The following is a 20,875-nucleotide window of genomic DNA, read 5'->3' on the forward strand; positions in this document are numbered from 1 at the left end:
GCTCCCCGCCGCGCCGTGCCTCCTCGACCTCGTTGATCCGCTGGCGAGCGCGGGCGAAATCATCCGCGCCCCAGAACAGATGCGCCGCTGCCGGTTCACCATCGCGACCGGCGCGGCCCGATTCCTGATAATAGCCTTCAATGGACTTGGGGATCCCGGCATGCGCAACAAAGCGCACATCGGGCTTGTCGATGCCCATGCCGAACGCGACCGTGGCAACCATCACCATGTCTTCGCTGGCGATGAACGCGCTCTGGTTGGCGCGTCGTTCCTCGGGCTGCATCCCGGCGTGATAGGCGCGCACCTGACGCCTGCCATCGCGGCCAAGCTGCTCGGCAAGCTTTTCTGTCGCGGCGCGGGTCTGCGCATAGACGATGCCGGGGCCGGGGTTCACCGCCACCAGATCGCCGATCTGCCGCGCCAGCCCATCGCGGTGATGCACGTGATAGCGGATATTGGGCCGGTCGAACCCGGCGATGATCATACCTTCGGGGTCAATGCCGAGCTGCTTTAATATATCTGCGCGGGTGTGCGCGTCGGCGGTTGCGGTCAGCGCCAGCCTTGGGCAATCGGGGAAGCTGTCGAGCAATGGCCGCAGCAGGCGATAGTCGGGCCGGAAATCATGCCCCCATTCCGAGACGCAATGCGCCTCATCGATGGCTAAAAGCGCAATCTTCGCCGCGCCGAGCAGTCCGCGAAAGCCTGCGGAACTGGCACGTTCGGGTGCGACATACAGCAGATCGAGGTCGCCGCTGCGAAACCGGTCTTGCGTTTCCTGCCAGTCGGCATCGACAGAGGTCAGGCTGGCGGCGCGAATGCCGAGCGCGGCAGCGGCGCGCAACTGGTCGTGCATCAGCGCAATCAGCGGCGATATCACCACACAGCAGCCGTCCCGCGCCACGGCGGGCAGCTGATAGCACAAAGATTTGCCCGCCCCGGTTGGCATGATCGCCAGGGTGTTCTTTCCCGAAAGCACTCGGTGAACGACTTGATCCTGCACCCCGCGAAAGGCGGAGAATCCGAAAATGTCGTGGAGAACGTCGAGCGGGTCGCGGGTCATGCCGCCGTCCATATGGTCCGCAGCGTGAGGAGGGAAGGGGGCTTGGCCCTCAGGCGGCGTTATCGATGCCCAGTTCGGAGAGTTTGCGATAAAGCGTCGAGCGACCAATGCCGAGGCGCCGCGCGACTTCGGTCATCCGGCCTCGATAATGGCCGATGGCAAGGCGGATGACATCGGCCTCGATGTCCTCAAGCGGGCGCAGATTGCCGTCGTCAGCATAAAGCGTGATGCCGATGCCATCGTGACATTGCGATTGTTTGCGCGGCTCATCGTCGCCCAGCATGTTGGTCAGCTGCGGAAACTCGGTGGTAGTCAGCGCATCGCCGTCGCAGAAGATCGCAGCGCGAAACAGCGCATTTTGCAACTGGCGGACATTGCCTGGCCAGTCGTAGTTCGCGAGCAGCGCCAGCGCTTCATCGGTGATACCAAGCCCGCGCATGCCGGGCTGCTCGGCAATCCGCGCGAGAAAATGACGAACCAGCGAGGGAATGTCGCTGGAGCGGTCGCGCAGCGCCGGGATGGTGATCTGTACTGGCGCGATTGCAAAATACAGGTCCTCGCGCATCGTGCCTGCCTCAAGCATCGGCTTGAGCGGCATATTGCTGGCGCACAGGAAGCGCACATCGCAAGCAAAGCCATGCCGCGCGCCGAGCGGCTGGATATCGCCCGATCTGATCGCATCGGCCAGCTTGGCTTGCGATTCGATCGGCAGCTGGTCGATCTCGTCGATGAAGATGGTGCCCCCCTCGGCGCGTTGGATGATGCCGATGTGGCGATCGAACGCACCGGGGAATGCGCCACGCTCGTGCCCGAACAGCTGCGATTCGATCTGTCCACTCGATGTTCCCGAGCAGGTCACCAGCCGCAGCGGCAGTTTTGATCGGGGGCTTGCCGCATGGATGGCCCGCGCGATCATTTCCTTGCCCGTGCCGCTTTCACCCTCAATCAGCACCGGCGTATGGGTGCGCGCCGATTTGGCGGCAATGGCCAGCGCGGCGCGAAAGCGCGGCGACGACCCGATCATCTCGTCGAAATCAAGCGGCGCGGCGATCTTTTCGGTCAGCGGTCGCAATTCGTCGCTGTCTTCCTTGCGCACCGCAGCGTTCAGCGCGGCGATCAGCCGGTCGGGGGCAATGGGTTTGATCAGATAATCGGTCGCTCCGGCGCGCATTGCTTCCACTGCCAGCAGTGGCGATGTGCTTGCAGTCAGCATCAGGATCGGCAACGCAGGGCGGCGCAGCTTGAGTTCGGCAATCAATTCGGCGGCTTCATCGCCCGGCACCCATTGATCGAGAATGATCGCATCGAGCATCATCCCCTGCTGGGTACCCAATGTCGCGATCGCGGTTTCGGAATCGTGCGCAAAGATAGTGCGCCAGCCGGCCTTGGCGGCAAGCGCTGCGACCAGACGGCACTGCGCCGGTTCGTTGTCGATCAGCATCACCCGGCGGAGTGGCTGGTCTTGATCTATCCTGTCCTTGGCCATCGGACTGTGGATAATCGAATGTGGTAAAAACCCCATTAAAGGTGAGATTGATTCCACCCAGGCGAATTGATGCTTGCGGGATTGAGCCACAGCGGTCATTCGGTTAAGGCGATCCGACGTCATATCGGACACAGTTTTTACAGGGGAAGGTTTACCATGGCCAACGACACCTCCGACGGCAACATCGAGAGTGCCCGCCAGACCTATGCAGGCTTCATGGGCTGGATGAAGACCGGCACGATCATCGCGGCGCTGGTCACCGCATTTGTCGTCGTTCTCATCGCCAGCTGATCCTTAGCCATATGAAAATTGCAGTCCTGAAGGAACAGGCAGCAGGCGAACGGCGCGTTTCGGCGAGCCAGGAAACGGTGAAGAAGTTTATCGGGCTGGGCGCGACGTTGGCGGTCGAGACCGGGGCGGGTGAACATGCGTCGGTTTCCGATGCGGATTACGCTGCTGCCGGGGCCACGATCGCGAAGCGTGCCGAGGTTCTGCAGGATGCAGACCTGATCTTCGGTGTGCAGGGGCCAGACCCCGCCAGTCTGACCGGGGCAAAGCCTGGTGCGATCATCGCAGCCTCGCTCAACCCGTTTGGTGAACGCGCGCGGATCGACGCCTATGCGAGCGCCGGGTTTCAGGCGCTGGCGATGGAATTCATGCCGCGCATCACCCGCGCGCAATCGATGGATATCCTGTCGTCACAGTCCAACCTCGCGGGATACAAGGCCGTGCTCGATGGCGCGTCGGAATATGGCAAGGCGTTCCCGATGATGATGACTGCAGCGGGCACTGTGTCAGCGGCCAGGGTGTTCGTGATGGGCGTCGGCGTTGCCGGGTTGCAGGCCATCGCCACTGCGCGGCGTCTTGGCGCACAGGTCTCGGCCACCGATGTACGTTCAGCGACCAAGGAGCAGATTCAGTCTTTGGGTGCCAAGGCGATTTTCGTTGAGAATGTCGCCGGAATCGAGGGCGAAGGCGCGGGCGGCTATGCCACCGAAATGTCCGATGAATACAAGGCGGCGCAGGCCGAGCTGGTGTCATCGCACATTGCCAAGCAGGATATCGTCATCACCACCGCGTTGATCCCGGGCCGCGCCGCGCCGCGTCTGGTCTCTGACGCGCAAATCGCCAGTATGAAGCCGGGCAGCGTCATCGTCGATCTGGCTGTGGAGCAGGGCGGCAATGTCGAGGGAGCAGTGGCGGGCGAGGTGGTTGTCGTCCACGGCGTCAAGATCGTCGGGCACCGCAACGTGCCCTCACGGCTGGCAACCGACGCTTCGGCCTTGTTTTCACGCAACCTGTTCAACTTCGTCTCGGCCTTCTGGGACAAAGACGCCAACGCACCGGTGTTCCCTGATGACGACGAAATCGTCCAGGGCGTCCGCGTGACGATGGGCGGCAAGGTGGTGAGCGAGAGGCTGCTCGGGTGATGTTGTCTGGAGCACTTCACGAAATCCTCCCCAGTAAGGGGAGGGGGACCGCCGCGCGCAGCGTGGTGGTGGAGGGGTGTAACCCCATCGAGATGCTGTTACCCCTCCGTCACGCTATGCGTGCCACCTTCCCTTGCAGGGGAGGATTTTAGTGTTGCAAGGAAACCCCGGAGTTGGAGATCAGGCAAGAGCCTTACGTCTCGATATGTCGCCGCCTGAAGTACTGCTCTGGCAATGCCTGCGCCGAAATGCGGAGGGCCTGAGGTTCCGGCGACAACACCCATCGGGTCCATATGTCGCTGACTTTTATTGTCACAAGGCTCGGATGGTCGTTGAAATCGACGGAATGATGCATGATTGTGGGGATGCTCCCCGGCGGGATGCCCTCAGAGATAGTTGGTTCGCGAGCAAAGGCATATTGGTCATTCGTGTCCCGGCATCAGATGTATTGCATGATGTGCCCGGCATGGCCGAGGCAATTATTCTGTCAGCAAGCAATCGTATTACTCAGACGACGGCCATACCAGAACAACAGTCAGAAGCGCTTTAAGGGATCACATACCGCCATGGACTTCATAGCAATCCTTTCCATCTTCGTGATGGCCTGTTTCGTCGGCTATTATGTCGTCTGGTCGGTAACACCCGCACTGCACACGCCGCTGATGGCGGTGACCAACGCGATTTCGTCGGTGATCATCGTCGGTGCGCTGATCGGCAGCGCGACTGCAGACTCACCAATTGCCAAATATCTGGGGCTGATCGCGGTGGTGTTTGCCAGCGTCAACATTTTCGGCGGCTTTGCGGTCACCGAGCGTATGCTTGCGATGTACAAGAAGAAGGAGCGCAAGTGATGCGTCCGGGGGCAATGCAGCCTTCTCCCTCGATGGGAGAAGGATACGAAGCCTTGCCGGCAAAGCCGACTAGGCGCAGTTGGATGAGCGTGATGGGCGCTGGCGCAGGTTCTGTAGCCGCTCCCCCTCTCCCAGCTTCGACTAAGTTCGCTGCGCTCACCAAGTCTACACAACCCTCTCCATCGAGGGGGAGAGGGGCTTTAGCTGCGATCTTCGCGTTCTCCGCCACGCCCGCATTTGCCGCAGGCGGCGAAGGCACTGCTGTGAGCCCCTGGGTGTCGCTCGCCTATCTCGTCGCGGGGGTGTTCTTCATTCTCGCGCTGCGCGGGCTCTCCAGTCCTGAAACCAGCCGTGATGGCAACCGCTTCGGCATGGTAGGCATGGGCATTGCCGTCGTTACGACGCTGATCACGCATGACCTTGCCAATATCGTCGAGATTATCGCGGCCATCGCCATCGGCGGTGTTGCCGGTTTCGTCATTGCCCGGCGCATCAAGATGACCGATATGCCGCAGCTGGTCGCGGCATTTCACTCGCTTGTCGGGCTTGCTGCCGTGCTGGTTGCACTGGCGGCTTGGCTCAACCCTAGCGCCTTCGGCATTCTCGACGCGAACGCCCAGATTTTGACCGTGAGCCGGGTTGAACTTGGGCTGGGGGTCGCGATTGGTGCGATCACCTTCTCAGGGTCGGTCATCGCCTTCCTCAAGCTCAACGGCAATATGTCGGGCGCGCCGATCATGCTGCCGGGGCGCCACGTCATCAATCTGGGCGTGCTTGCGGGCATCCTGGGCCTGATCGCCGTGTTTACCGTGTCGCCAGAGGGTGGCGCGGGGCAGGGATGGTTGTTCCTGACCATCACCGTGCTGGCGTTTATCATCGGCTTCCTGCTGATCATCCCCATCGGCGGCGCGGACATGCCGGTGGTGGTGTCGATGCTCAACAGCTATTCGGGCTGGGCGGCAGCGGCGATGGGCTTTACCCTGTCGAACACGGCGATGATCATTACCGGCGCACTGGTCGGCTCATCAGGCGCGATCCTTTCCTACATCATGTGCAAGGCGATGAACCGCAGCTTCATCTCGGTGATCGCGGGCGGCTTTGGCGCAGAAAGCGGCGGCGGTGGCGATGGCGCGGCGAAGATCGACCGTCCGTGGAAGCGCGGGTCGGCCGAAGACGCGGCCTATATGATGAAGCAGGCCGAAAGCGTGATCATCGTGCCCGGCTACGGCATGGCGGTTGCGCAGGCACAGCACGCGCTGCGCGAAATGGGCGATCTGCTCAAGAAGGAAGGGGTGAGCGTCAAATACGCCATTCACCCCGTTGCGGGCCGAATGCCGGGGCACATGAACGTGCTCCTTGCCGAAGCCAACGTGCCTTATGACGAGGTGTTTGAGCTCGAAGACATCAACAGCGAGTTCGCGCAGACCGATGTCGCGTTCATCATCGGCGCGAACGATGTGGTCAACCCTGCGGCCAAGACCGACAAGACCTCACCGATTTACGGGATGCCGGTGTTCGATGTCGACAAGGCCAAGACCGTGTTCTTCATCAAGCGTTCGATGGGCGGCGTGGGCTATGCGGGCGTCGACAACGATGTGTTCTACATGGACCAGACGATGATGCTGCTCGCCGATGCCAAGAAGATGGTTGAGGACATTTGCAAGAACCTCGGTCACTGAGGCAGGGCCATGCGCAAGATCGGATTGATCGGCGGGATGAGCTGGGCCTCAACCGAGACCTATTACCGGCTGATCAACCGCGAGGTGCAAAAACGCGTCGGTTCGCTGTGCAGCGCGCCGCTGGTGATCGAGAGCCTCAATTTCTGCGACATCGCGCGCATCACCGCGCCCGAGGATTGGGATGTCGCAGCGGAGCGGCTGATAGAAGCGGCACGATCGCTTGAGACATCGGGTGCCACCGCGATCCTGATCTGCGCAAATTCCATGCACAAGGTCTATGACCGGGTGCAGGCCGAAGTGTCGGTGCCGATCGTGCATATCGCCGATTGCGTCGGCGAAAAAATGAAGTCCGACGGGATCAAGCGCGCCGCGATTATCGGCACGCGCAATGTTATGCTGGAAAGCTTTTATCGCCAGCGACTGGTCCGCCATGGCATTGGCCTGCTCGCCCCCAAGATGGAGCGCGTCGAAGAGATCGACCGGATCATCTATGAGGAACTCATGGCGGGCAGGGCCTTGCGCGAATCGGAACGGACGATGAAGACATTCCTGACCAACATTGCCAAAGAAGATGTGCAGGCGGTCGTGCTGGGCTGCACCGAGCTTGACATGATCATCGATACCAAGGCCAACGTGCTGCCGATCTATGACGGCACTGCAATCCATGCGCATGCGGCAGTGGACTGGATATTGGGTGAGGGTTGACTGCCATATGGCGCTGCTCAAAGGCACCCCGTTTTCCGGCAACCGCCGGAATTCAGGGCACGGAAGCGCAATCTGACTCCCGCTCTCCGGCGTTCGCCGGAGAGCGGTTTACAATTGGAATACGTCAAAGCCATGTCCCCCCGTGCGTCCTATGCCTGCGACTCCGCACTCTCGCGCGGGCGGCAATATGCCGAGGATGCATCGCTCACCCGTGGTCCGCGCAGTGCATTCCAGCGTGACCGCGACCGCATTATCCATTCGATCAGCTTTCGCCGCCTGCGCCACAAGACGCAGGTGTTCGTCGCGCCCGACGGCGATCATTATCGCGTCCGGCTGACCCACAGCCTTGAGGTCGCGCAGATCGGTCGCACCATCGCCCGCGCGCTGGGGCTGGATGAGGACCTGACCGAGGCGCTGTGCCTGGCGCATGACATCGGCCATCCGCCGTTTGGCCATGCGGGCGAGGATGCGTTGCGCGAAGCGCTGGCGGTACATGGCGGGTTTGATCACAATGCACACACATTGCGCGCGCTGCATGTGCTCGAATGTCCTTATCCGCGCTGGCCGGGACTCAACCTCAGCTGGGATCTGCTGGAGGGCCTCGCCAAGCACAATGGACCGGTAGCCCAGCCTGGCTGGGCTCTGGCGGAGATTGATGCCGCTTTTGACCTCAAGCTTACGTGCTGGCCTTCGCTTGAGGCGCAGGTTGCAGCGGTCGCAGACGACATTGCCTATGACAATCACGACATTGATGATGGCCTGCGCGCCGGGTTCATCTGTTTTGATGACCTGCTCGATCTGCCGTTTGTGGCCGCGCAATGGGATGATATCCGCGCGCGCTTTGCTGATGTTGATCCGGTGCGACTGCATGGCGAGTTCATCCGCAACCAGATTGGCCAGATGGTCAATGACGTCATTGCGTCAACCCGCGCCAATATTGCTGCCTTGGGGGTGCATGATATTGATGACGTGCGCGGTGCGGGGCAATTGATCGCGGGCTTTTCACCGCAAATGGCCGTGCGGGAGCGCGTGCTGAAGGCTTTCATGTACGAACGCTTTTATCACCATCCCCGGCAGATGGAGGCGGCGGCGCGTGCGCGCGAGGTGGTCGCAGCGCTGTTTGCCGTCTATCGCGACGATCCGGCGCGCCTGCCAGACGACTGGCGGCAGCGATTGCCCCGCAGCGAGCCGCAGCGCAGCCGTCATATCGGCGATTTCCTCGCAGGCATGACGGATCGCTATGCACTGACCTGTCATGCCAGCCTGTTGGGGTATGTGCCCGAGGGGCTCAGCAACGTCTGACGCCTACGTTGGTGGATTATATTGCAGCGCAGCGCAATTCGTTTGACACTCCTGTGGCGTTTGTTCATTTCAGGCACGTCGATGGATGCGAATCCATATGACGACACGGGAGAGCGCAGGGTTTCGGCCCTGCCGCCGAAGGAGCAACCGCCCCGGAATCTCTCAGGTCATCGGGACCGTGTCGTCTATCGGCGCTCTGGAAAGCGGGCGCTCCATTCAGGAGTGCCCCACCGAAGGGGTAAATGGCGGGATTGCGAACCCGTCATGAAAGCTCTCAGGTTCAAGTGACAGAGGGGGCTGGATGCATCTGCAGGCCATTGGTCGGCTGTGCATGCAGTTTTCTATCCACTGGAGTGCCTGATGCCCACTGACCATATCGCAGAACTTCTCGAACGCATTCCCGACAAGCTGTTGCCGCTTGACCGCTGGCACCGTGCGCACGGGGGCCGGATGGTCTCGTTCGCCGGGTATCAGATGCCGGTGCAATATGAAGGCGTCATGGCGGAGCATCTGTGGACGCGTGAGCATGCCGGGCTGTTCGATGTCAGCCATATGGGCCAGACGGTGCTCACCGGCGAGACGCCCGATAGGGCGCTGGAAGCCGTGGTGCCGGGCGATATCCAGGCGCTTAAGGAAAACCGGCTGCGTTACACGCTGCTGCTGAACGAGACGGGCGGCATTCTTGATGACCTTATGGTGACGCGCCGGGCGCGTGACCTGTATCTGGTCGTCAACGGCGCGACCAAATATGATGATCTCGCTTACTTGCGCGAAACCCTGCCCGATGAGGTGGTGATCACCCTGCTCGATGAGCGCGCATTGTTTGCCCTGCAAGGGCCGAAAGCGGCAGCGGCGCTGGCATCGCTTATCCCTGAGGTTACCGATCTGTATTTCATGCAGGCTGGCGCGTTCGTATTCGAAGGCACGCAGCTGTGGATCAGCCGCTCGGGCTATACCGGCGAGGACGGCTTTGAGATCAGCGTCGATGTCGACCATGCCGAGGCGCTGGTTGATCGCCTGTGCGCGCACGAAAGCGTCAAGCCGATTGGTTTGGGCGCACGCGATTCGCTGCGACTTGAGGCAGGGCTGCCACTTTACGGTCATGATATGAATGACGAAGTGACGCCGGTTGAGGCTGACCTCGGCTTTGCTATCAGCAAACGTCGCCGCATTGAGGGCGGTTTTGCGGGCGCTGACCGCGTGCTTGGTGAGCTCAATGGTGGCGCAGCGCGCAAGCGCGTCGGGCTGATGGTCGAAGGCCGCCAGCCAGTGCGAGAGGGCGCCGAGATTTTTGCGGGCGACATCCCTGTCGGTATCGTCACCTCGGGCGGCTTCGCGCCGAGCCTCGGGGTTCCGGTGGCGATGGGGTTGGTCGCGAGCCGTCATGCCGCCAACGGCACCCAGCTACACGCTGATGTCCGCGGCAAGCGGATCGCTGTCACCGTCGCGGCGATGCCGTTCGTCTCGCACCGCTACCGCCGCGCCTCTGTAACCTGAATATCGAAGGAGCCCAAGCCATGAACCGTTATTTTACCGAAGAACATGAATGGGTCGAAGTGGAAGGCAACACCGCCACGGTCGGCATCACCGATTATGCACAGGAGCAGCTTGGCGACGTCGTGTTCGTCGATGTGCCTGCCGAGGGCAAACAGTTCGACAAGGGCGATGAAGCTGCCGTTGTCGAATCAGTCAAGGCCGCCAGCGACGTCTTCTGCCCGGTTTCCGGGACGATCGTCGAAGGCAACGACGTGCTCGCCGATGAACCCGCGCTGGTGAACACTGATCCCGAAGGCGATGGCTGGTTTTTCAAGCTTGAGCTCAGCGACATGAGCGAGCTCGACGGGTTGATGGATGAGGCGGCTTATAAGCAGTTCGTCGCAGGCCTCTAAATTATAAATATTTTGATTGATCAAGGACAGACCCGAACATGCGTTATCTGCCACTGAATACCAACGACCGCCAGGCGATGCTCGCCACAATTGGGGCGGCGACCATTGACGAGCTGTTCGTTGACATTCCCGAGGCCGCGCGACTGACCGGGCCGATTCACGACCTGCCGATGCACGCGCCGGAAATGATGGTCGAGCGTCATCTGAAAGCGCTGGCGAGCCAGAATCTTGTGGCAGGCGAAGTGCCGTTTTTCATGGGAGCAGGCGCTTATCGCCACCACGTTCCCGCATCGGTCGATCACCTTATCCAGCGCGGCGAGTTTTTGACCGCCTACACGCCGTATCAGCCAGAAATCGCGCAGGGCACGCTGCAGATGCTGTTCGAATTCCAGACGCAGGTTGCGCGGCTGCTCGGCTGCGATGTCGCCAACGCGTCGATGTACGACGGGTCCACCGCCTGCTGGGAAGCGATCACCATGGCACGGCGGATCACGAAGCGCGCAACGGCGCTGCTGTCATCCGGGCTCCACCCGCATTATGTTTCCGTCGCAAAGACGATGGCGCGGTTCACCGGCGATGTGCTGGAACATGCTGCGCCCGGGCTCGATGCTGCAACCGACATTGCCGACCTGATTGGCCGCATCGACAAGGACACAAGCTGCGTTGTCGTGCAATATCCGGACATTCTGGGCCGCATCGATGACTTGTCCGCGCTCGCAAAGGCCGCTCAGGCGGCGGGCGCGCTGCTGATCGCCGTGGTCACCGAGCCGGTGGCACTGGGTGCCATCCGCAGCCCCGGCGAAATGGGCGCGGATATCGTCGTGGGCGAAGGCCAGTCGCTTGGCGTCGGCCTCCAGTTTGGTGGGCCCTATGTGGGGCTGTTCGCCTGCAAACAAAAATATGTCCGCCAAATGCCTGGGAGGCTGTGCGGTGAGACGGTCGATGCCGAGGGCAAGCGCGGGTTTGTGCTGACGCTCTCGACTCGCGAGCAGCATATCCGCCGCGAGAAGGCGACCAGCAACATCTGCACGAATTCAGGCCTGTGTGCGCTGGCGTTTTCGGTTCACATGACGTTGTTGGGCGAGCAAGGGCTGCGTCAGTTGGCAACACTCAACCATGCGATGGCGGTGCTTGCCGCCGATCGATTGGAGCAAGTGCCAGGGGTCACACTGATCAATGAAAGCTTTTTCAACGAGTTCACGTTGGTCCTTCCGAAGGATGCGCGCTCTGTGACGCGGGCACTGGCGGACAGGCGCATTCTGGGCGGGGTATCGCTTGGGCGCCTCTATCCTGAAGAGCCAGATCTCGGCCATGGACTTGTTGTTGCGGTCACCGAGACCGCGACCCAGCAGGATATCGAAGAATTCGCAACCGCACTTCAGGAGGTGCTGGCATGAGCATGAATAACCAGGGACGCCCGACGCGTCAGGACAACGGTAGCGACGCGGGCGGCGCGCCTGCAACCAGCACCGGCAACCGCGCACTGCTGCTTGAAGAAGCGTTGATCTTCGAAATCGGCGACGCCGCGCATACCGGGGTCGATTTCGCCCCTGCACCCAAGGTCAACTCTCGGCTCGGTGGGCTGGACCGGCGCAGTGCCATCGGATTGCCCGGCCTGTCAGAACAGGAGACGGTGCGGCATTACACACGGCTCAGCCGCCAGAATTATGGCATTGATCTTGGGTTGTTTCCGTTGGGGTCGTGCACGATGAAGCACAATCCACGGCTGAATGAGAAGCTCGCTCGGCTGCCGGGTTTTGCCGACATTCACCCGATGCAGCCGGTGCAGACCGTGCAGGGCGCGCTTGGGCTGATCGATGAACTTGCGGACTGGCTGATCAAGCTCACCGGCATGACGGCGGTGGCGATGTCGCCCAAGGCGGGCGCGCATGGCGAACTGTGCGGTATTCTGGCGATCCGCTCGGCGCTTGAGGCGCGCGGCGATATGCGATCGGTTATTCTGGTGCCTGAAAGTGCGCACGGTACCAACCCTGCGACCGCGGCATTTGCTGGCTATCAGGTTGAGGACATTCCTGCCGATAGCCATGGCCGTGTCGATCTGGAGGCGCTGAAGGCGCGGCTCGGGCCTGATGTCGCGGGCGTGATGATCACAAATCCCAATACCTGCGGCTTGTTCGAGCGTGATCTTAAGGCTATTTCTGATGCAGTGCATGATGCCGGAGGCTTCGTCTATTGCGATGGCGCGAACTTTAATGCCATCGTCGGCAAGGTGCGCCCTGGTGACCTCGGCGTCGATGCGATGCACATCAACCTGCACAAGACCTTCTCGACGCCGCATGGTGGCGGGGGGCCGGGTTCTGGCCCTGTGGTGCTGTCGGCGGCACTGGCGCCTTATGCGCCGCTGCCGATTGTCGAACGGCAGGACGATGGCACGCTCGTGCTGATCGAGGAGGAAACCGCCGAGGATCATCACAAATCCAGCTTTGGCCGCATGGTCGCTTTCCACGGCCAGATGGGCATGTTTACGCGCGCTCTGTCATACATCCTCAGCCACGGCGCAGATGGGCTGCAGCAGGTCGCCGAAGACGCTGTATTGAATGCTAACTATGTGCTGCGCGCGCTGGAGGATGTTCTCGATGCGCCGTTCGCGGAATCGGGCCCTTGTATGCACGAGGCCCTGTTTTCCGATGCAGGCTTTGCCGAGGGCTTTTCGACCATCGATGTCGCCAAGGGACTGATCGACGAGGGCTTTCATCCGATGACGATGTATTTCCCGTTGGTCGTGCACGGTGCCATGCTGGTCGAGCCAACCGAGACAGAGAGCAAGGCAGCGCTCGATCAGTTTATCGGTGCCCTGCGTTCGGTGGCGCAGCGGGCGCGCGACGGCGATGCTTCGCTGCACAGCGCACCGCATTTCGCGCCGCGACGCAGGCTCGATGAAACGCTGGCCGCGCGCAAGCCGGTGCTGGTGTGGACCGAACCCGATGCGGTGATCGCCGAAGCCGCTGAATGATTTATGATCGCCGGGTCAGACCCAGCGCCTGACCCGGCGTTCATAGTCTTCATACATTTTGCCAAAGCGGCGGCGTAAATAACTCTCTTCCTTGGCAATAACAAAGCGATCGATGGCAACGAACGCGAATAGCGCAAAGAACAATATCCCCATGCTCGCCGACCAGATGGCATAGCCGATGTGGATCAGCAGCATGCCCAGATACATCGGGTTGCGGCTGTGGCGATAAGGGCCGCGTGCAATAATTTCCTGGCTGGGCGTCCACGGTTCAGGGTTCTCGCCAACAGCGCGGAACAAGCCCAGCGAGATGATGAGCAGGCCGATGCCAACCATCACCAGTGCAAAGCCGACCCAGGTGATATCACGGCTGATAGGCATGCTCGGCAACGACAACAGCCGATCAGCAAGCAGGCCCAGCAGGATAAAACCTATAAACACCAAAGGTGGCGGAAACCGGACGGCGGGCGCAAGGCTGGCATCAGTACGGGGCAGTTGCGGCGGGTCATAATCCATAATCGGCACGTTGGCGCTGCAATGAAACATTGGCAAGCCTTGGCAACGCCCCGCTGCAGCCGTTAAGTGAGCGCCATGGCTGATCCCAAACCATGGCTTATCGATGAAGCAGGCAGTGAAGCCCGCCGCCACGCCCCCGCAACGGTGCGCAACCGCGATGCCATTGCTGCTGTGCTCGCCGATATTTTGCCCGCGTGCGGCAGCGTGCTGGAAATCGCCAGCGGCAGCGGCGAGCATGTCACGCATTTCGCCGGGCTTTGGCCGCAGCTGACCTGGCAGCCCAGCGATGCCGAACCTGCGAGCCTCGCCTCAATCGCAGCGTGGACCGCGCAATCGGGGCTGAGCAACGTTGCCGAGCCGATCCTTATCGATGTCGAGCGGCGCCCCTGGCCAATCGCGCGAGCTGATGCTCTGTTGTGCATCAATATGGCACACATCAGCCCATGGACCGCCAGCGAAGCGCTGTTCTGCGGCGCTGCGGCGGTCCTGCCAACGGGCGCGCCGCTGTTCATCTATGGGCCGTTTTTGCGTCATGACGTCATGACAGCACAGAGCAATATCGATTTCGATGCCTCGTTGAAGGCACGGAACCCAAGCTGGGGACTGCGTGATGTCAGCGCGATGGATGTGCTGGGGCAGGCACATGGGCTGCTCCGCGAGCGCCTTTTTGCAATGCCGGCCAACAACATCGCTCTGGTCTATCGGAGCGCCTGATCGGGCAGCCTGTTGCCAAAGCGGCGCGCTTCGTCATAGTCTCATCTTCACGCAGCAGGGCCGCAAAGGTCCGTTGCATACTGATGGAGAGAGACATGCTGGCGAGCGAAAGTCTGGAGCGCACCGATCTTGGGTCGACCATCCGCTATTGGTCGCACAGGACACCCGACAGCATCGCCCTCGACGATGGCAGCGAGACGATCAGCTATCGGCAGCTAGACGCACTCGCCGACGATTACGCCCGCGCGCTTGCCGGGGCCGGGTTGCAGACTGGTGAGCGGATCGCCTGGCTGGGCAAGAACGCCAATCTTTATTTTGTGCTGCTGATCGCGGCAAGCCGGGCAGGGTTGACCCTCGCGCCTGTTGGCTGGCGACTCGCTGTGCCCGAGGTGCGCTATATTTTGCAGGATACGGGGGCAGCCCTGCTGGTGTGCGAACCCCAGTTTGCTGACATTGGCGGGCAGGCGAGCGAGGGGCTGGAGTCGATGCGTCATCTGTTGATTGCAGGAGAGCCGTTCGACGACTGGATCGCCGGGCAACCAGCCGGTGACCTGCCGGAAACGGACGATGGACGCGGTGTGCTGCAGCTTTACACATCGGGCACCACCGGCCACACCAAAGGCGCGGTGCTGTGCAACCGAAACATGTTCGCGCTGCGCCCGGTGATCGAGGCGTCGGATATCGACTGGTATAAAATCGAACAGCAAGATGCGATGCTGGTGATCATGCCGGTGGCACACATAGCCGGATCCGGCGTCGGCACGATTGCTTTTTACAACGGCTGCCGCGCCGTGGTGCGCGCCGAATTCTCGCCCGATGCGGTGCTGGACAGCGTTGCCGATGGCGTCACGCACATGTTCCTTGTGCCCACCGCGCTGCAGATGGTGGTCAATCATCCCCGTGCCGCGAGCACCGACTGGTCGCCGCTCAAGCTGGTGATGTATGGTGCCGCTCCGATCCCGCTCGCCTTGTTGAAACAATGTATGGAGACGATGGGCGCTGAGTTTTGCCAGCAGTATGGCATGACCGAAACCACTGGCACCTTTTGTGCGCTGCCACCCGAGGACCACGACCCTGCGGGCAATGAACGGATGCGCTCTGCCGGGCTTCCATTGCCGGGGGTCGAGGTTCGGATCGTCGATGCGGCGGGCAATGAGGTTCCGCGCGGCACCATCGGCGAGATCGCAACGCGTTCGCCGCTCAACATGGTCGAATACTGGCGCAATCCCGACAAGACCCGCGAAACGGTCAATGCCGACGGCTGGCTGCTCACCGGCGATGCCGCCTATATGGATGCAGACGGCTATGTCTTCATCCAGGATCGGGTAAAGGACATGATCATCACAGGCGGTGAAAACGTCTACCCGGCCGAGGTCGAGAACGCCGTGTTTGGCCATCCCGATGTGCTCGAGGTGGCGGTGATCGGGGTGCCCGATGACACATGGGGCGAGGCGGTAAAGGCGGTTGTCGTGCCCAAGCCGGGGCATGAGGTCGATCCTGCATCGGTCATCGCCTGGGCACGCGAACGGATCGCGCCGTTCAAAGCCCCCAAAACCATCGACATTATCGCCGAGATGCCGCGTAACGCCACCGGCAAGATTTTGCGTCGAACGTTGCGTGACCCCTATTGGCAGGGGCGTGAACGTCAGGTTGGCTGATTGGTGAGCGGGGGCGACTTGCCCCGGCGGTGTTCACGCAGCGCAATGTAAAGCCCCGACCCGATTATCAGCGGCGCGCCCAGCCACGTCGCGGGCACCGGCCAGGTGTCCCACACCGCCCAGCCGATGAGCGCGGCCCAGATCAGGCTGGAATAATCCATCGGCATCACCACCGATACCGGCGCCATGCGCAGCGACTGGGTGATGCCGAACTGCGCGCCCGCACCGAACAGGCTGAGCAATCCGATGAGCGTCCACGCCTGTGCATCATGCGCCTGGCCGACGAACAGCATCGCGATGCCCAATGGCAGCATCGAGCTCAGCGAGAACCAGAATACAGTGGCAATCGGCCTTTCGGTCGCGCCGAGTTTACGGATGATGATGCTCACACAGGCGGTCATCACCGCGCCGGTCATCGCCACAAGCGCCCCGGCGAGCGGGATATGGCCATCGCCGGGTCGCACGATGATGAGCACGCCAGCAAAGCCCATTGCAATGGCTGTCCAGCGATGAATGCCAACCGCTTCGCTGAGAAGCACGATAGACAGGAGCGTCGCCGCAATCGGCACCATGAAGCCAATTGCCGTCGCTTCGGCAATCGGCAGCAGCACGAACGACAAAAAATTGAGCGACATTGCGATCAACCCCAGCACCATGCGGGTGGCGTGGGTCCAGGGCCGATTGGTCTTGAGCGCACTCAGCCCCGGTCCGAGCAGCGCGATGGGGATGAGCACAATGACCCCGGCAGCCTGTCTGAAAAACACGCTTTCCAGCACATGGACACCGCGATCCGCCGCCAGCTTGACGCAGGCGAACATCGCAGTGAGGCAAAAGGCTGAAAACAGCCGCACCGCGATCCCGCGCAAGGGGCTGTTGATGGCAGGCGCGTGCGCGGGATTGGGCATTGGTGCGGGCATGACTGCGCCCGTTTGACGATGCTGCAGCGCATCGTCAAACGGCAAGTAGCGCCTGAAAGGCGTCATCGAGCACAACCGTTGCAATTCGTTGCACATTGGCATGATAAGGCGAGGAAATGATCGAAAGGGATAAACGATGAGCTATTGCACCCCGGGTCTCTGGCGCGTGGCAATGCTGGGTGCTTTGGTAACGCTCGGAGGATGCGGCGGCACCGATCCCGACAGCAGCCAGCAGACGGACACGCCCTCAGTCGAACGCGGCGCTATGGTAGCGCAAGTGCCTGAGACGACGCCAAACTTGTCGACAATCCCCGCGCGCTTCCAGGGCCAGTGGTCGCTCAGCGATAATCGTTGCGCGGAGGAGGTGGCTAAAGATTACCTCGTCATAAAGCCGACCGCGCTTGAATTTTGGGAAACGCGTGGCGCAGTGACAAAGGTCAGTATGAAAGGAAACGATGCCCTTATATTGAATCTCGATTTCGAAGGCGAAGGCACAAACTGGCAAGGCAAGGAAACGCTGACGCTGATTGATGCCGATACCAAGCTGACGCGCACCGGGGGCGAGGGCGATTCCGCTGCCATTTACTGGCGCTGTGGCCGATAGCCCAACGCGCGCACTGGCCAAAGCGGAGCGATTGGGATAACCGCTTCAGACCAAGAAAAAGCATTACAGGACGGGCATGACCACGCAATTTGAGCTTACCGACGACCAGCTTGCCATTCAGGATATGGCGCGCAAGTTTACCGCTGACCGGATCACGCCTTTTGCCGCCGAATGGGACGAGAAGCACATCTTTCCGTGTGAGACAATCAAACAGGCCGCAGAGCTTGGCTTTGCGGCAATATACGTCAGTGAAGAAAGCGGGGGTATCGGCCTGGGTCGGCTTGAGGCGGCGCTGATCATGGAGGCGATGGCTTACGGATGCCCATCGACCAGCGCGTTCATCTCGATCCACAACATGGCTGCCTGGATGATCGACACGTTCGGATCTGACGACCTGAAGGCGCGTTACCTGCCTGACCTCGTGACGATGGACAAGATCGCGAGCTATTGCCTCACCGAGCCGGGGTCAGGCTCCGATGCGGCGGCGCTGAAGACCAAAGCGGTGCTCGATGGCGACCATTATATCGTCAATGGGACCAAGCAGTTCATCTCGGGCGCAGGGGCGAACGATGTGTATGTGACAATGGTGCGCACTGGCGAAGATGGCGCAAAAGGCATATCCTGCCTTGTGGTCGATAAGGACACGCCGGGGGTCAGCTTTGGTGCGAACGAGAAAAAGCTGGGCTGGCACAGCCAGCCGACCGCTCAGGTGATTTTCGATAACGCCCGCATTCCCGTCGCCAACCGGGTCGGGGCCGAAGGCGACGGCTTCCGCTTTGCCATGATGGGGCTAGATGGCGGACGGCTGAACATTGGCGCATGCTCGCTGGGCGGTGCGCAGCGCTGCATCGACGAGGCGATTGCCTATACCAATGACCGCAAGCAATTCGGCAAGCGGATCAGCGACTTCCAGAACACCCAGTTCATGCTCGCCGATATGGCTACCGATCTTGAGGCGGCGCGCGCCTTGCTATATCTCGCCGCCGCAAAGGTCAGCGCCAACGCGCCGGACAAAACAAAATTCGCGGCTATGGCCAAACGCTTGTCCACCGACAGCGGGTCAAAGATTGTCAATGATGCACTGCAACTGTTTGGCGGCTATGGCTATTTGCAGGATTATCCAATTGAACGCTTCTGGCGCGACCTGCGGGTGCATTCGATTCTTGAGGGCACCAATCAGGTGATGCGCATGATCGTTGCGCGCGAAATGTTGCGGCAGTGAAAAGGGCTTGGGCATGAGCGACGATATCATCCTGCGCACCGACGGGCGTATTGGCATCATCAGCCTGAACCGGCCCGGAGCGATCCATGCGCTGAACACTGCGATGTGCCGCGCGATGACTGAAGCGCTGCTCGACTGGCGGTTTGACGATGCTATCGAGGCGGTCATTATCGATCACAGCGAGGGGCGCGGCTTTTGCGCAGGCGGCGACATCCGCATGCTCGCCGAAAGCGGCGCCAAGGATGGCGCAGAGGCGCGCGAATTCTTCTTCGTCGAATATCGGCTGAACCATCTGCTGTTCGCATACCCAAAGCCTGTGGTCGCGTTCATGGATGGAATCACGATGGGGGGCGGGGTTGGCATCTCACAGCCAGCCAAATTCCGCGTCGTCACCCAGAACACCCGCTTTGCGATGCCCGAGACCGGCATCGGCCTGTTCCCTGATGTTGGCGGCGGCTGGTATCTGCCGAGGCTTACCGGGCGGGTAGGGCAGTTTCTGGCGCTCACCGGCGCGCGGCTGGATGGCGCGGAGTGTCACGCATTGAACATCGCGACGCATTACCTGCCGAGCGACAATCTTGACGAAGCCAAGGAGCGGATCGCGGCACATCCTGATAGGATCTCAGGCATATTGGGTGACCTTTCCGTCACCCCGCCCGAGCCGAGAATCATGGCCAATCTTGACAAGATCAACCGGCTGTTCGCCAGCGATGTTTACGAAGAGGTGCTCGCTGCGCTGGAGGCCGATGGGTCGGACTGGGCCGACAAGGAACGCGATACGCTGGGCACCAAATCGCCGCAGACCTGTAAAGTTGCGCTGCGTCAGCTGAAGGAAGGCGCACTAATGCCTGATTTCGCCAGCGAAATGCGTCAGGAATATGCCATCGGCGCGCGCGTCGTGCAGATGCATGATTTTCTCGAAGGTGTCCGCGCGCTGATCATCGACAAGGACAATGCGCCGCAATGGAACCCAGCAATTCCTGAAGGTGTCAGCGAGGCACTGCTCGACACGATCTTTGCGCCGCTGCCCGACGGGCAGGGGTGGACCCCGCTCCCCTGAATGATGAAAGACCGCAGATGACCTACGAAACCATTCTCGTCGAACAGTGCGACGCCGTGACCTTGATCACGCTGAATCGCCCGCAGGCGCTCAATGCGCTCAATAGTCAGGTGCTCACTGATCTGATTGCTGCTCTCGAGGCGTTCGATGCTGACGTCAGCCAGCGCTGCGCGGTGCTTACTGGCAGCGAAAAGGCGTTTGCCGCCGGTGCCGACATCAAGGAAATGTCCAGCCAGAGCTTTGCCAGCATGTACGGCAGCAATTATTTTGCCGGCTATGACCGGGTGACTGCGACGCGCAAACCTGTAATTGCGGCGGTCGCAGGCTATGCGCTCGGTGGCGGGTGCGAACTGGCAATGATGTGCGATTTCATCATCGCCGCCGACAACGCCAAGTTCGGCCAGCCAGAGATCAAGCTGGCGGTGACCCCCGGCATGGGCGGATCGCAACGCATGGCGCGCGCCATCGGCAAGGCCAAGACGATGGACATGTGTCTGACCGGGCGCATGATGGATGCCGCTGAGGCCGAGCAAGCCGGGCTGGTCGCGCGCATCATACCGCTCGCCGATCTGATCGATGAAGCGATCAAGATCGCGGCGACAATCGCTGAAATGGCGCCATTGGCGACATTGGCGGTCAAGGAACAGGTCAACGCCGCGTTTGAGACCACGCTGCAGCAGGGTATCGTGTTTGAGCGCCGCTTGTTCCACGGGCTGTTCGGCAGCGAAGACCAGACCGAAGGCATGGCAGCGTTTGTTGAAAAACGCCCCGGCAACTTTACGGGTAAATAGGCCGCCCTCAGCTTCTCAAA

The 20,875-nt window shown here is 61.1% G+C and carries 21 protein-coding genes and 1 riboswitch; of the genes, 17 read left to right on the plus strand and 4 right to left on the minus strand.

Annotation, left to right across the window (positions count from 1 at the left end):
• Together ACEW8G_RS00005 and ACEW8G_RS00010 are read right to left on the minus strand one after the other, a co-directional pair.
• The coding region (locus ACEW8G_RS00005; RefSeq protein ID WP_373486401.1) for an ATP-dependent DNA helicase RecQ at positions 1 to 1,060 on the minus strand (1,060 nt) is incomplete at its 3' end.
• Between the two features lie 49 nt (positions 1,061 to 1,109).
• Positions 1,110 to 2,546, minus strand: a complete 1,437-nt coding sequence (locus ACEW8G_RS00010; RefSeq protein WP_373486436.1) for a sigma-54-dependent transcriptional regulator — start codon at positions 2,544 to 2,546, stop codon at positions 1,110 to 1,112.
• A gap of 156 nt (positions 2,547 to 2,702) precedes the next feature.
• Here ACEW8G_RS00010 and ACEW8G_RS00015 point away from each other — a divergent pair, with 156 nt between their 5' ends.
• The 11 genes from ACEW8G_RS00015 to gcvPB all read left to right on the plus strand — a co-directional run bounded on the left by ACEW8G_RS00015 (position 2,703) and on the right by gcvPB (position 13,376).
• Positions 2,703 to 2,837 carry an aa3-type cytochrome c oxidase subunit IV gene (locus ACEW8G_RS00015; protein WP_373486402.1) on the plus strand — a complete coding sequence of 45 codons (135 nt, stop codon included), beginning with the start codon at positions 2,703 to 2,705 and terminating at the stop codon, positions 2,835 to 2,837.
• A gap of 11 nt (positions 2,838 to 2,848) precedes the next feature.
• A complete protein-coding gene (locus tag ACEW8G_RS00020) occupies positions 2,849 to 3,976 on the plus strand; it encodes an NAD(P) transhydrogenase subunit alpha (RefSeq protein WP_373486403.1) in 1,128 nt (375 codons plus the stop codon).
• 151 nt (positions 3,977 to 4,127) lie between these two features.
• On the plus strand, positions 4,128 to 4,526 hold the full coding sequence (locus ACEW8G_RS00025) for an endonuclease domain-containing protein (RefSeq protein ID WP_373486404.1): 399 nt from the start codon (positions 4,128 to 4,130) through the stop codon (positions 4,524 to 4,526).
• Between the two features lie 16 nt (positions 4,527 to 4,542).
• Positions 4,543 to 4,827 (plus strand): NAD(P) transhydrogenase subunit alpha, encoded by a 285-nt coding sequence (locus ACEW8G_RS00030; protein ID WP_373486405.1) that lies wholly within the window; start codon positions 4,543 to 4,545, stop codon positions 4,825 to 4,827.
• A gap of 263 nt (positions 4,828 to 5,090) precedes the next feature.
• Positions 5,091 to 6,506, plus strand: a complete 1,416-nt coding sequence (locus tag ACEW8G_RS00035) for an NAD(P)(+) transhydrogenase (Re/Si-specific) subunit beta (protein WP_373486406.1) — start codon at positions 5,091 to 5,093, stop codon at positions 6,504 to 6,506.
• A gap of 9 nt (positions 6,507 to 6,515) precedes the next feature.
• The gene (locus tag ACEW8G_RS00040) at positions 6,516 to 7,211 is read left to right on the plus strand and encodes an aspartate/glutamate racemase family protein (RefSeq protein WP_373486407.1); all 696 of its coding nucleotides are present in this window, start codon (positions 6,516 to 6,518) and stop codon (positions 7,209 to 7,211) included.
• 132 nt (positions 7,212 to 7,343) lie between these two features.
• Entirely contained in the window at positions 7,344 to 8,513 is a 1,170-nt protein-coding gene (locus tag ACEW8G_RS00045) for a deoxyguanosinetriphosphate triphosphohydrolase (protein ID WP_373486408.1), read from the plus strand.
• A gap of 96 nt (positions 8,514 to 8,609) precedes the next feature.
• Positions 8,610 to 8,702: riboswitch (glycine riboswitch) on the plus strand.
• 171 nt (positions 8,703 to 8,873) lie between these two features.
• Positions 8,874 to 10,010: a glycine cleavage system aminomethyltransferase GcvT gene (gcvT, locus tag ACEW8G_RS00050; protein WP_373486409.1), complete on the plus strand. Its 1,137-nt coding sequence runs from the start codon at positions 8,874 to 8,876 to the stop codon at positions 10,008 to 10,010.
• Positions 10,011 to 10,030: 20 nt separating this feature from the next.
• Positions 10,031 to 10,402, plus strand: coding sequence for a glycine cleavage system protein GcvH (gcvH, locus tag ACEW8G_RS00055; protein ID WP_373486410.1), 372 nt, complete (start codon positions 10,031 to 10,033; stop codon positions 10,400 to 10,402).
• Between the two features lie 38 nt (positions 10,403 to 10,440).
• A complete protein-coding gene (gene gcvPA / locus ACEW8G_RS00060) occupies positions 10,441 to 11,799 on the plus strand; it encodes an aminomethyl-transferring glycine dehydrogenase subunit GcvPA (RefSeq protein WP_373486411.1) in 1,359 nt (452 codons plus the stop codon).
• The gene (gene gcvPB, locus ACEW8G_RS00065; protein ID WP_373486412.1) at positions 11,796 to 13,376 is read left to right on the plus strand and encodes an aminomethyl-transferring glycine dehydrogenase subunit GcvPB; all 1,581 of its coding nucleotides are present in this window, start codon (positions 11,796 to 11,798) and stop codon (positions 13,374 to 13,376) included. The genes gcvPA and gcvPB overlap by 4 nt, the downstream gene beginning before the upstream one ends.
• Before the next feature lie 15 nt (positions 13,377 to 13,391).
• On the opposite strand, the gene ACEW8G_RS00070 is transcribed toward gcvPB, so the two are convergent.
• Positions 13,392 to 13,919 (minus strand): isoprenylcysteine carboxylmethyltransferase family protein, encoded by a 528-nt coding sequence (locus ACEW8G_RS00070; protein ID WP_373486413.1) that lies wholly within the window; start codon positions 13,917 to 13,919, stop codon positions 13,392 to 13,394.
• Between the two features lie 45 nt (positions 13,920 to 13,964).
• Here ACEW8G_RS00070 and ACEW8G_RS00075 point away from each other — a divergent pair, with 45 nt between their 5' ends.
• Together ACEW8G_RS00075 and ACEW8G_RS00080 are read left to right on the plus strand one after the other, a co-directional pair.
• Positions 13,965 to 14,603: a DUF938 domain-containing protein gene (locus tag ACEW8G_RS00075; protein ID WP_373486414.1), complete on the plus strand. Its 639-nt coding sequence runs from the start codon at positions 13,965 to 13,967 to the stop codon at positions 14,601 to 14,603.
• 95 nt (positions 14,604 to 14,698) lie between these two features.
• The gene (locus ACEW8G_RS00080) at positions 14,699 to 16,261 is read left to right on the plus strand and encodes a long-chain-fatty-acid--CoA ligase (RefSeq protein ID WP_373486415.1); all 1,563 of its coding nucleotides are present in this window, start codon (positions 14,699 to 14,701) and stop codon (positions 16,259 to 16,261) included.
• Here ACEW8G_RS00080 and ACEW8G_RS00085 read toward each other — a convergent pair.
• Positions 16,249 to 17,178: a DMT family transporter gene (locus ACEW8G_RS00085; RefSeq protein ID WP_373486416.1), complete on the minus strand. Its 930-nt coding sequence runs from the start codon at positions 17,176 to 17,178 to the stop codon at positions 16,249 to 16,251. The genes ACEW8G_RS00080 and ACEW8G_RS00085 overlap by 13 nt on opposite strands.
• A 136-nt stretch (positions 17,179 to 17,314) precedes the next feature.
• Between ACEW8G_RS00085 and ACEW8G_RS00090 the strand changes: the two genes are divergently transcribed.
• The 4 genes from ACEW8G_RS00090 to ACEW8G_RS00105 all read left to right on the plus strand — a co-directional run bounded on the left by ACEW8G_RS00090 (position 17,315) and on the right by ACEW8G_RS00105 (position 20,855).
• Positions 17,315 to 17,782: a hypothetical protein gene (locus ACEW8G_RS00090; protein WP_373486417.1), complete on the plus strand. Its 468-nt coding sequence runs from the start codon at positions 17,315 to 17,317 to the stop codon at positions 17,780 to 17,782.
• Between the two features lie 76 nt (positions 17,783 to 17,858).
• Positions 17,859 to 19,004, plus strand: coding sequence for an acyl-CoA dehydrogenase family protein (locus tag ACEW8G_RS00095; RefSeq protein WP_373486418.1), 1,146 nt, complete (start codon positions 17,859 to 17,861; stop codon positions 19,002 to 19,004).
• A 13-nt stretch (positions 19,005 to 19,017) separates the two neighbouring features.
• Complete coding sequence (locus tag ACEW8G_RS00100) at positions 19,018 to 20,064, plus strand: enoyl-CoA hydratase/isomerase family protein (RefSeq protein ID WP_373486419.1); 1,047 nt, start codon at positions 19,018 to 19,020, stop codon at positions 20,062 to 20,064.
• A gap of 17 nt (positions 20,065 to 20,081) precedes the next feature.
• On the plus strand, positions 20,082 to 20,855 hold the full coding sequence (locus ACEW8G_RS00105) for an enoyl-CoA hydratase (protein ID WP_373486420.1): 774 nt from the start codon (positions 20,082 to 20,084) through the stop codon (positions 20,853 to 20,855).
• Positions 20,856 to 20,875: the final 20 nt, after the last annotated feature.

Source organism: Blastomonas sp., from assembly GCF_041747255.1.
Lineage (GTDB): Bacteria > Pseudomonadota > Alphaproteobacteria > Sphingomonadales > Sphingomonadaceae > Blastomonas.

Bases quoted from the DNA above. Each gene is read 5' to 3' on its own strand.
- ACEW8G_RS00045 (WP_373486408.1), top strand. From the start codon at position 7,344: ATGTCCCCCCGTGCGTCCTATGCCTGCGACTCCGCACTCTCGCGCGGG.
- ACEW8G_RS00090 (WP_373486417.1), top strand. From the start codon at position 17,315: ATGAGCTATTGCACCCCGGGTCTCTGGCGCGTGGCAATGCTGGGTGCT.
- gcvPA (WP_373486411.1), top strand. From the start codon at position 10,441: ATGCGTTATCTGCCACTGAATACCAACGACCGCCAGGCGATGCTCGCC.
- ACEW8G_RS00095 (WP_373486418.1), top strand. From the start codon at position 17,859: ATGACCACGCAATTTGAGCTTACCGACGACCAGCTTGCCATTCAGGAT.
- gcvT (WP_373486409.1), top strand. From the start codon at position 8,874: ATGCCCACTGACCATATCGCAGAACTTCTCGAACGCATTCCCGACAAG.
- ACEW8G_RS00070 (WP_373486413.1), bottom strand. From the start codon at position 13,919: ATGTTTCATTGCAGCGCCAACGTGCCGATTATGGATTATGACCCGCCG.
- ACEW8G_RS00085 (WP_373486416.1), bottom strand. From the start codon at position 17,178: ATGCCCGCACCAATGCCCAATCCCGCGCACGCGCCTGCCATCAACAGC.
- gcvH (WP_373486410.1), top strand. From the start codon at position 10,031: ATGAACCGTTATTTTACCGAAGAACATGAATGGGTCGAAGTGGAAGGC.
- ACEW8G_RS00100 (WP_373486419.1), top strand. From the start codon at position 19,018: ATGAGCGACGATATCATCCTGCGCACCGACGGGCGTATTGGCATCATC.
- ACEW8G_RS00010 (WP_373486436.1), bottom strand. From the start codon at position 2,546: ATGGCCAAGGACAGGATAGATCAAGACCAGCCACTCCGCCGGGTGATG.
- ACEW8G_RS00080 (WP_373486415.1), top strand. From the start codon at position 14,699: ATGCTGGCGAGCGAAAGTCTGGAGCGCACCGATCTTGGGTCGACCATC.
- gcvPB (WP_373486412.1), top strand. From the start codon at position 11,796: ATGAGCATGAATAACCAGGGACGCCCGACGCGTCAGGACAACGGTAGC.
- ACEW8G_RS00040 (WP_373486407.1), top strand. From the start codon at position 6,516: ATGCGCAAGATCGGATTGATCGGCGGGATGAGCTGGGCCTCAACCGAG.
- ACEW8G_RS00105 (WP_373486420.1), top strand. From the start codon at position 20,082: ATGACCTACGAAACCATTCTCGTCGAACAGTGCGACGCCGTGACCTTG.
- ACEW8G_RS00030 (WP_373486405.1), top strand. From the start codon at position 4,543: ATGGACTTCATAGCAATCCTTTCCATCTTCGTGATGGCCTGTTTCGTC.
- ACEW8G_RS00020 (WP_373486403.1), top strand. From the start codon at position 2,849: ATGAAAATTGCAGTCCTGAAGGAACAGGCAGCAGGCGAACGGCGCGTT.
- ACEW8G_RS00015 (WP_373486402.1), top strand. From the start codon at position 2,703: ATGGCCAACGACACCTCCGACGGCAACATCGAGAGTGCCCGCCAGACC.
- ACEW8G_RS00075 (WP_373486414.1), top strand. From the start codon at position 13,965: ATGGCTGATCCCAAACCATGGCTTATCGATGAAGCAGGCAGTGAAGCC.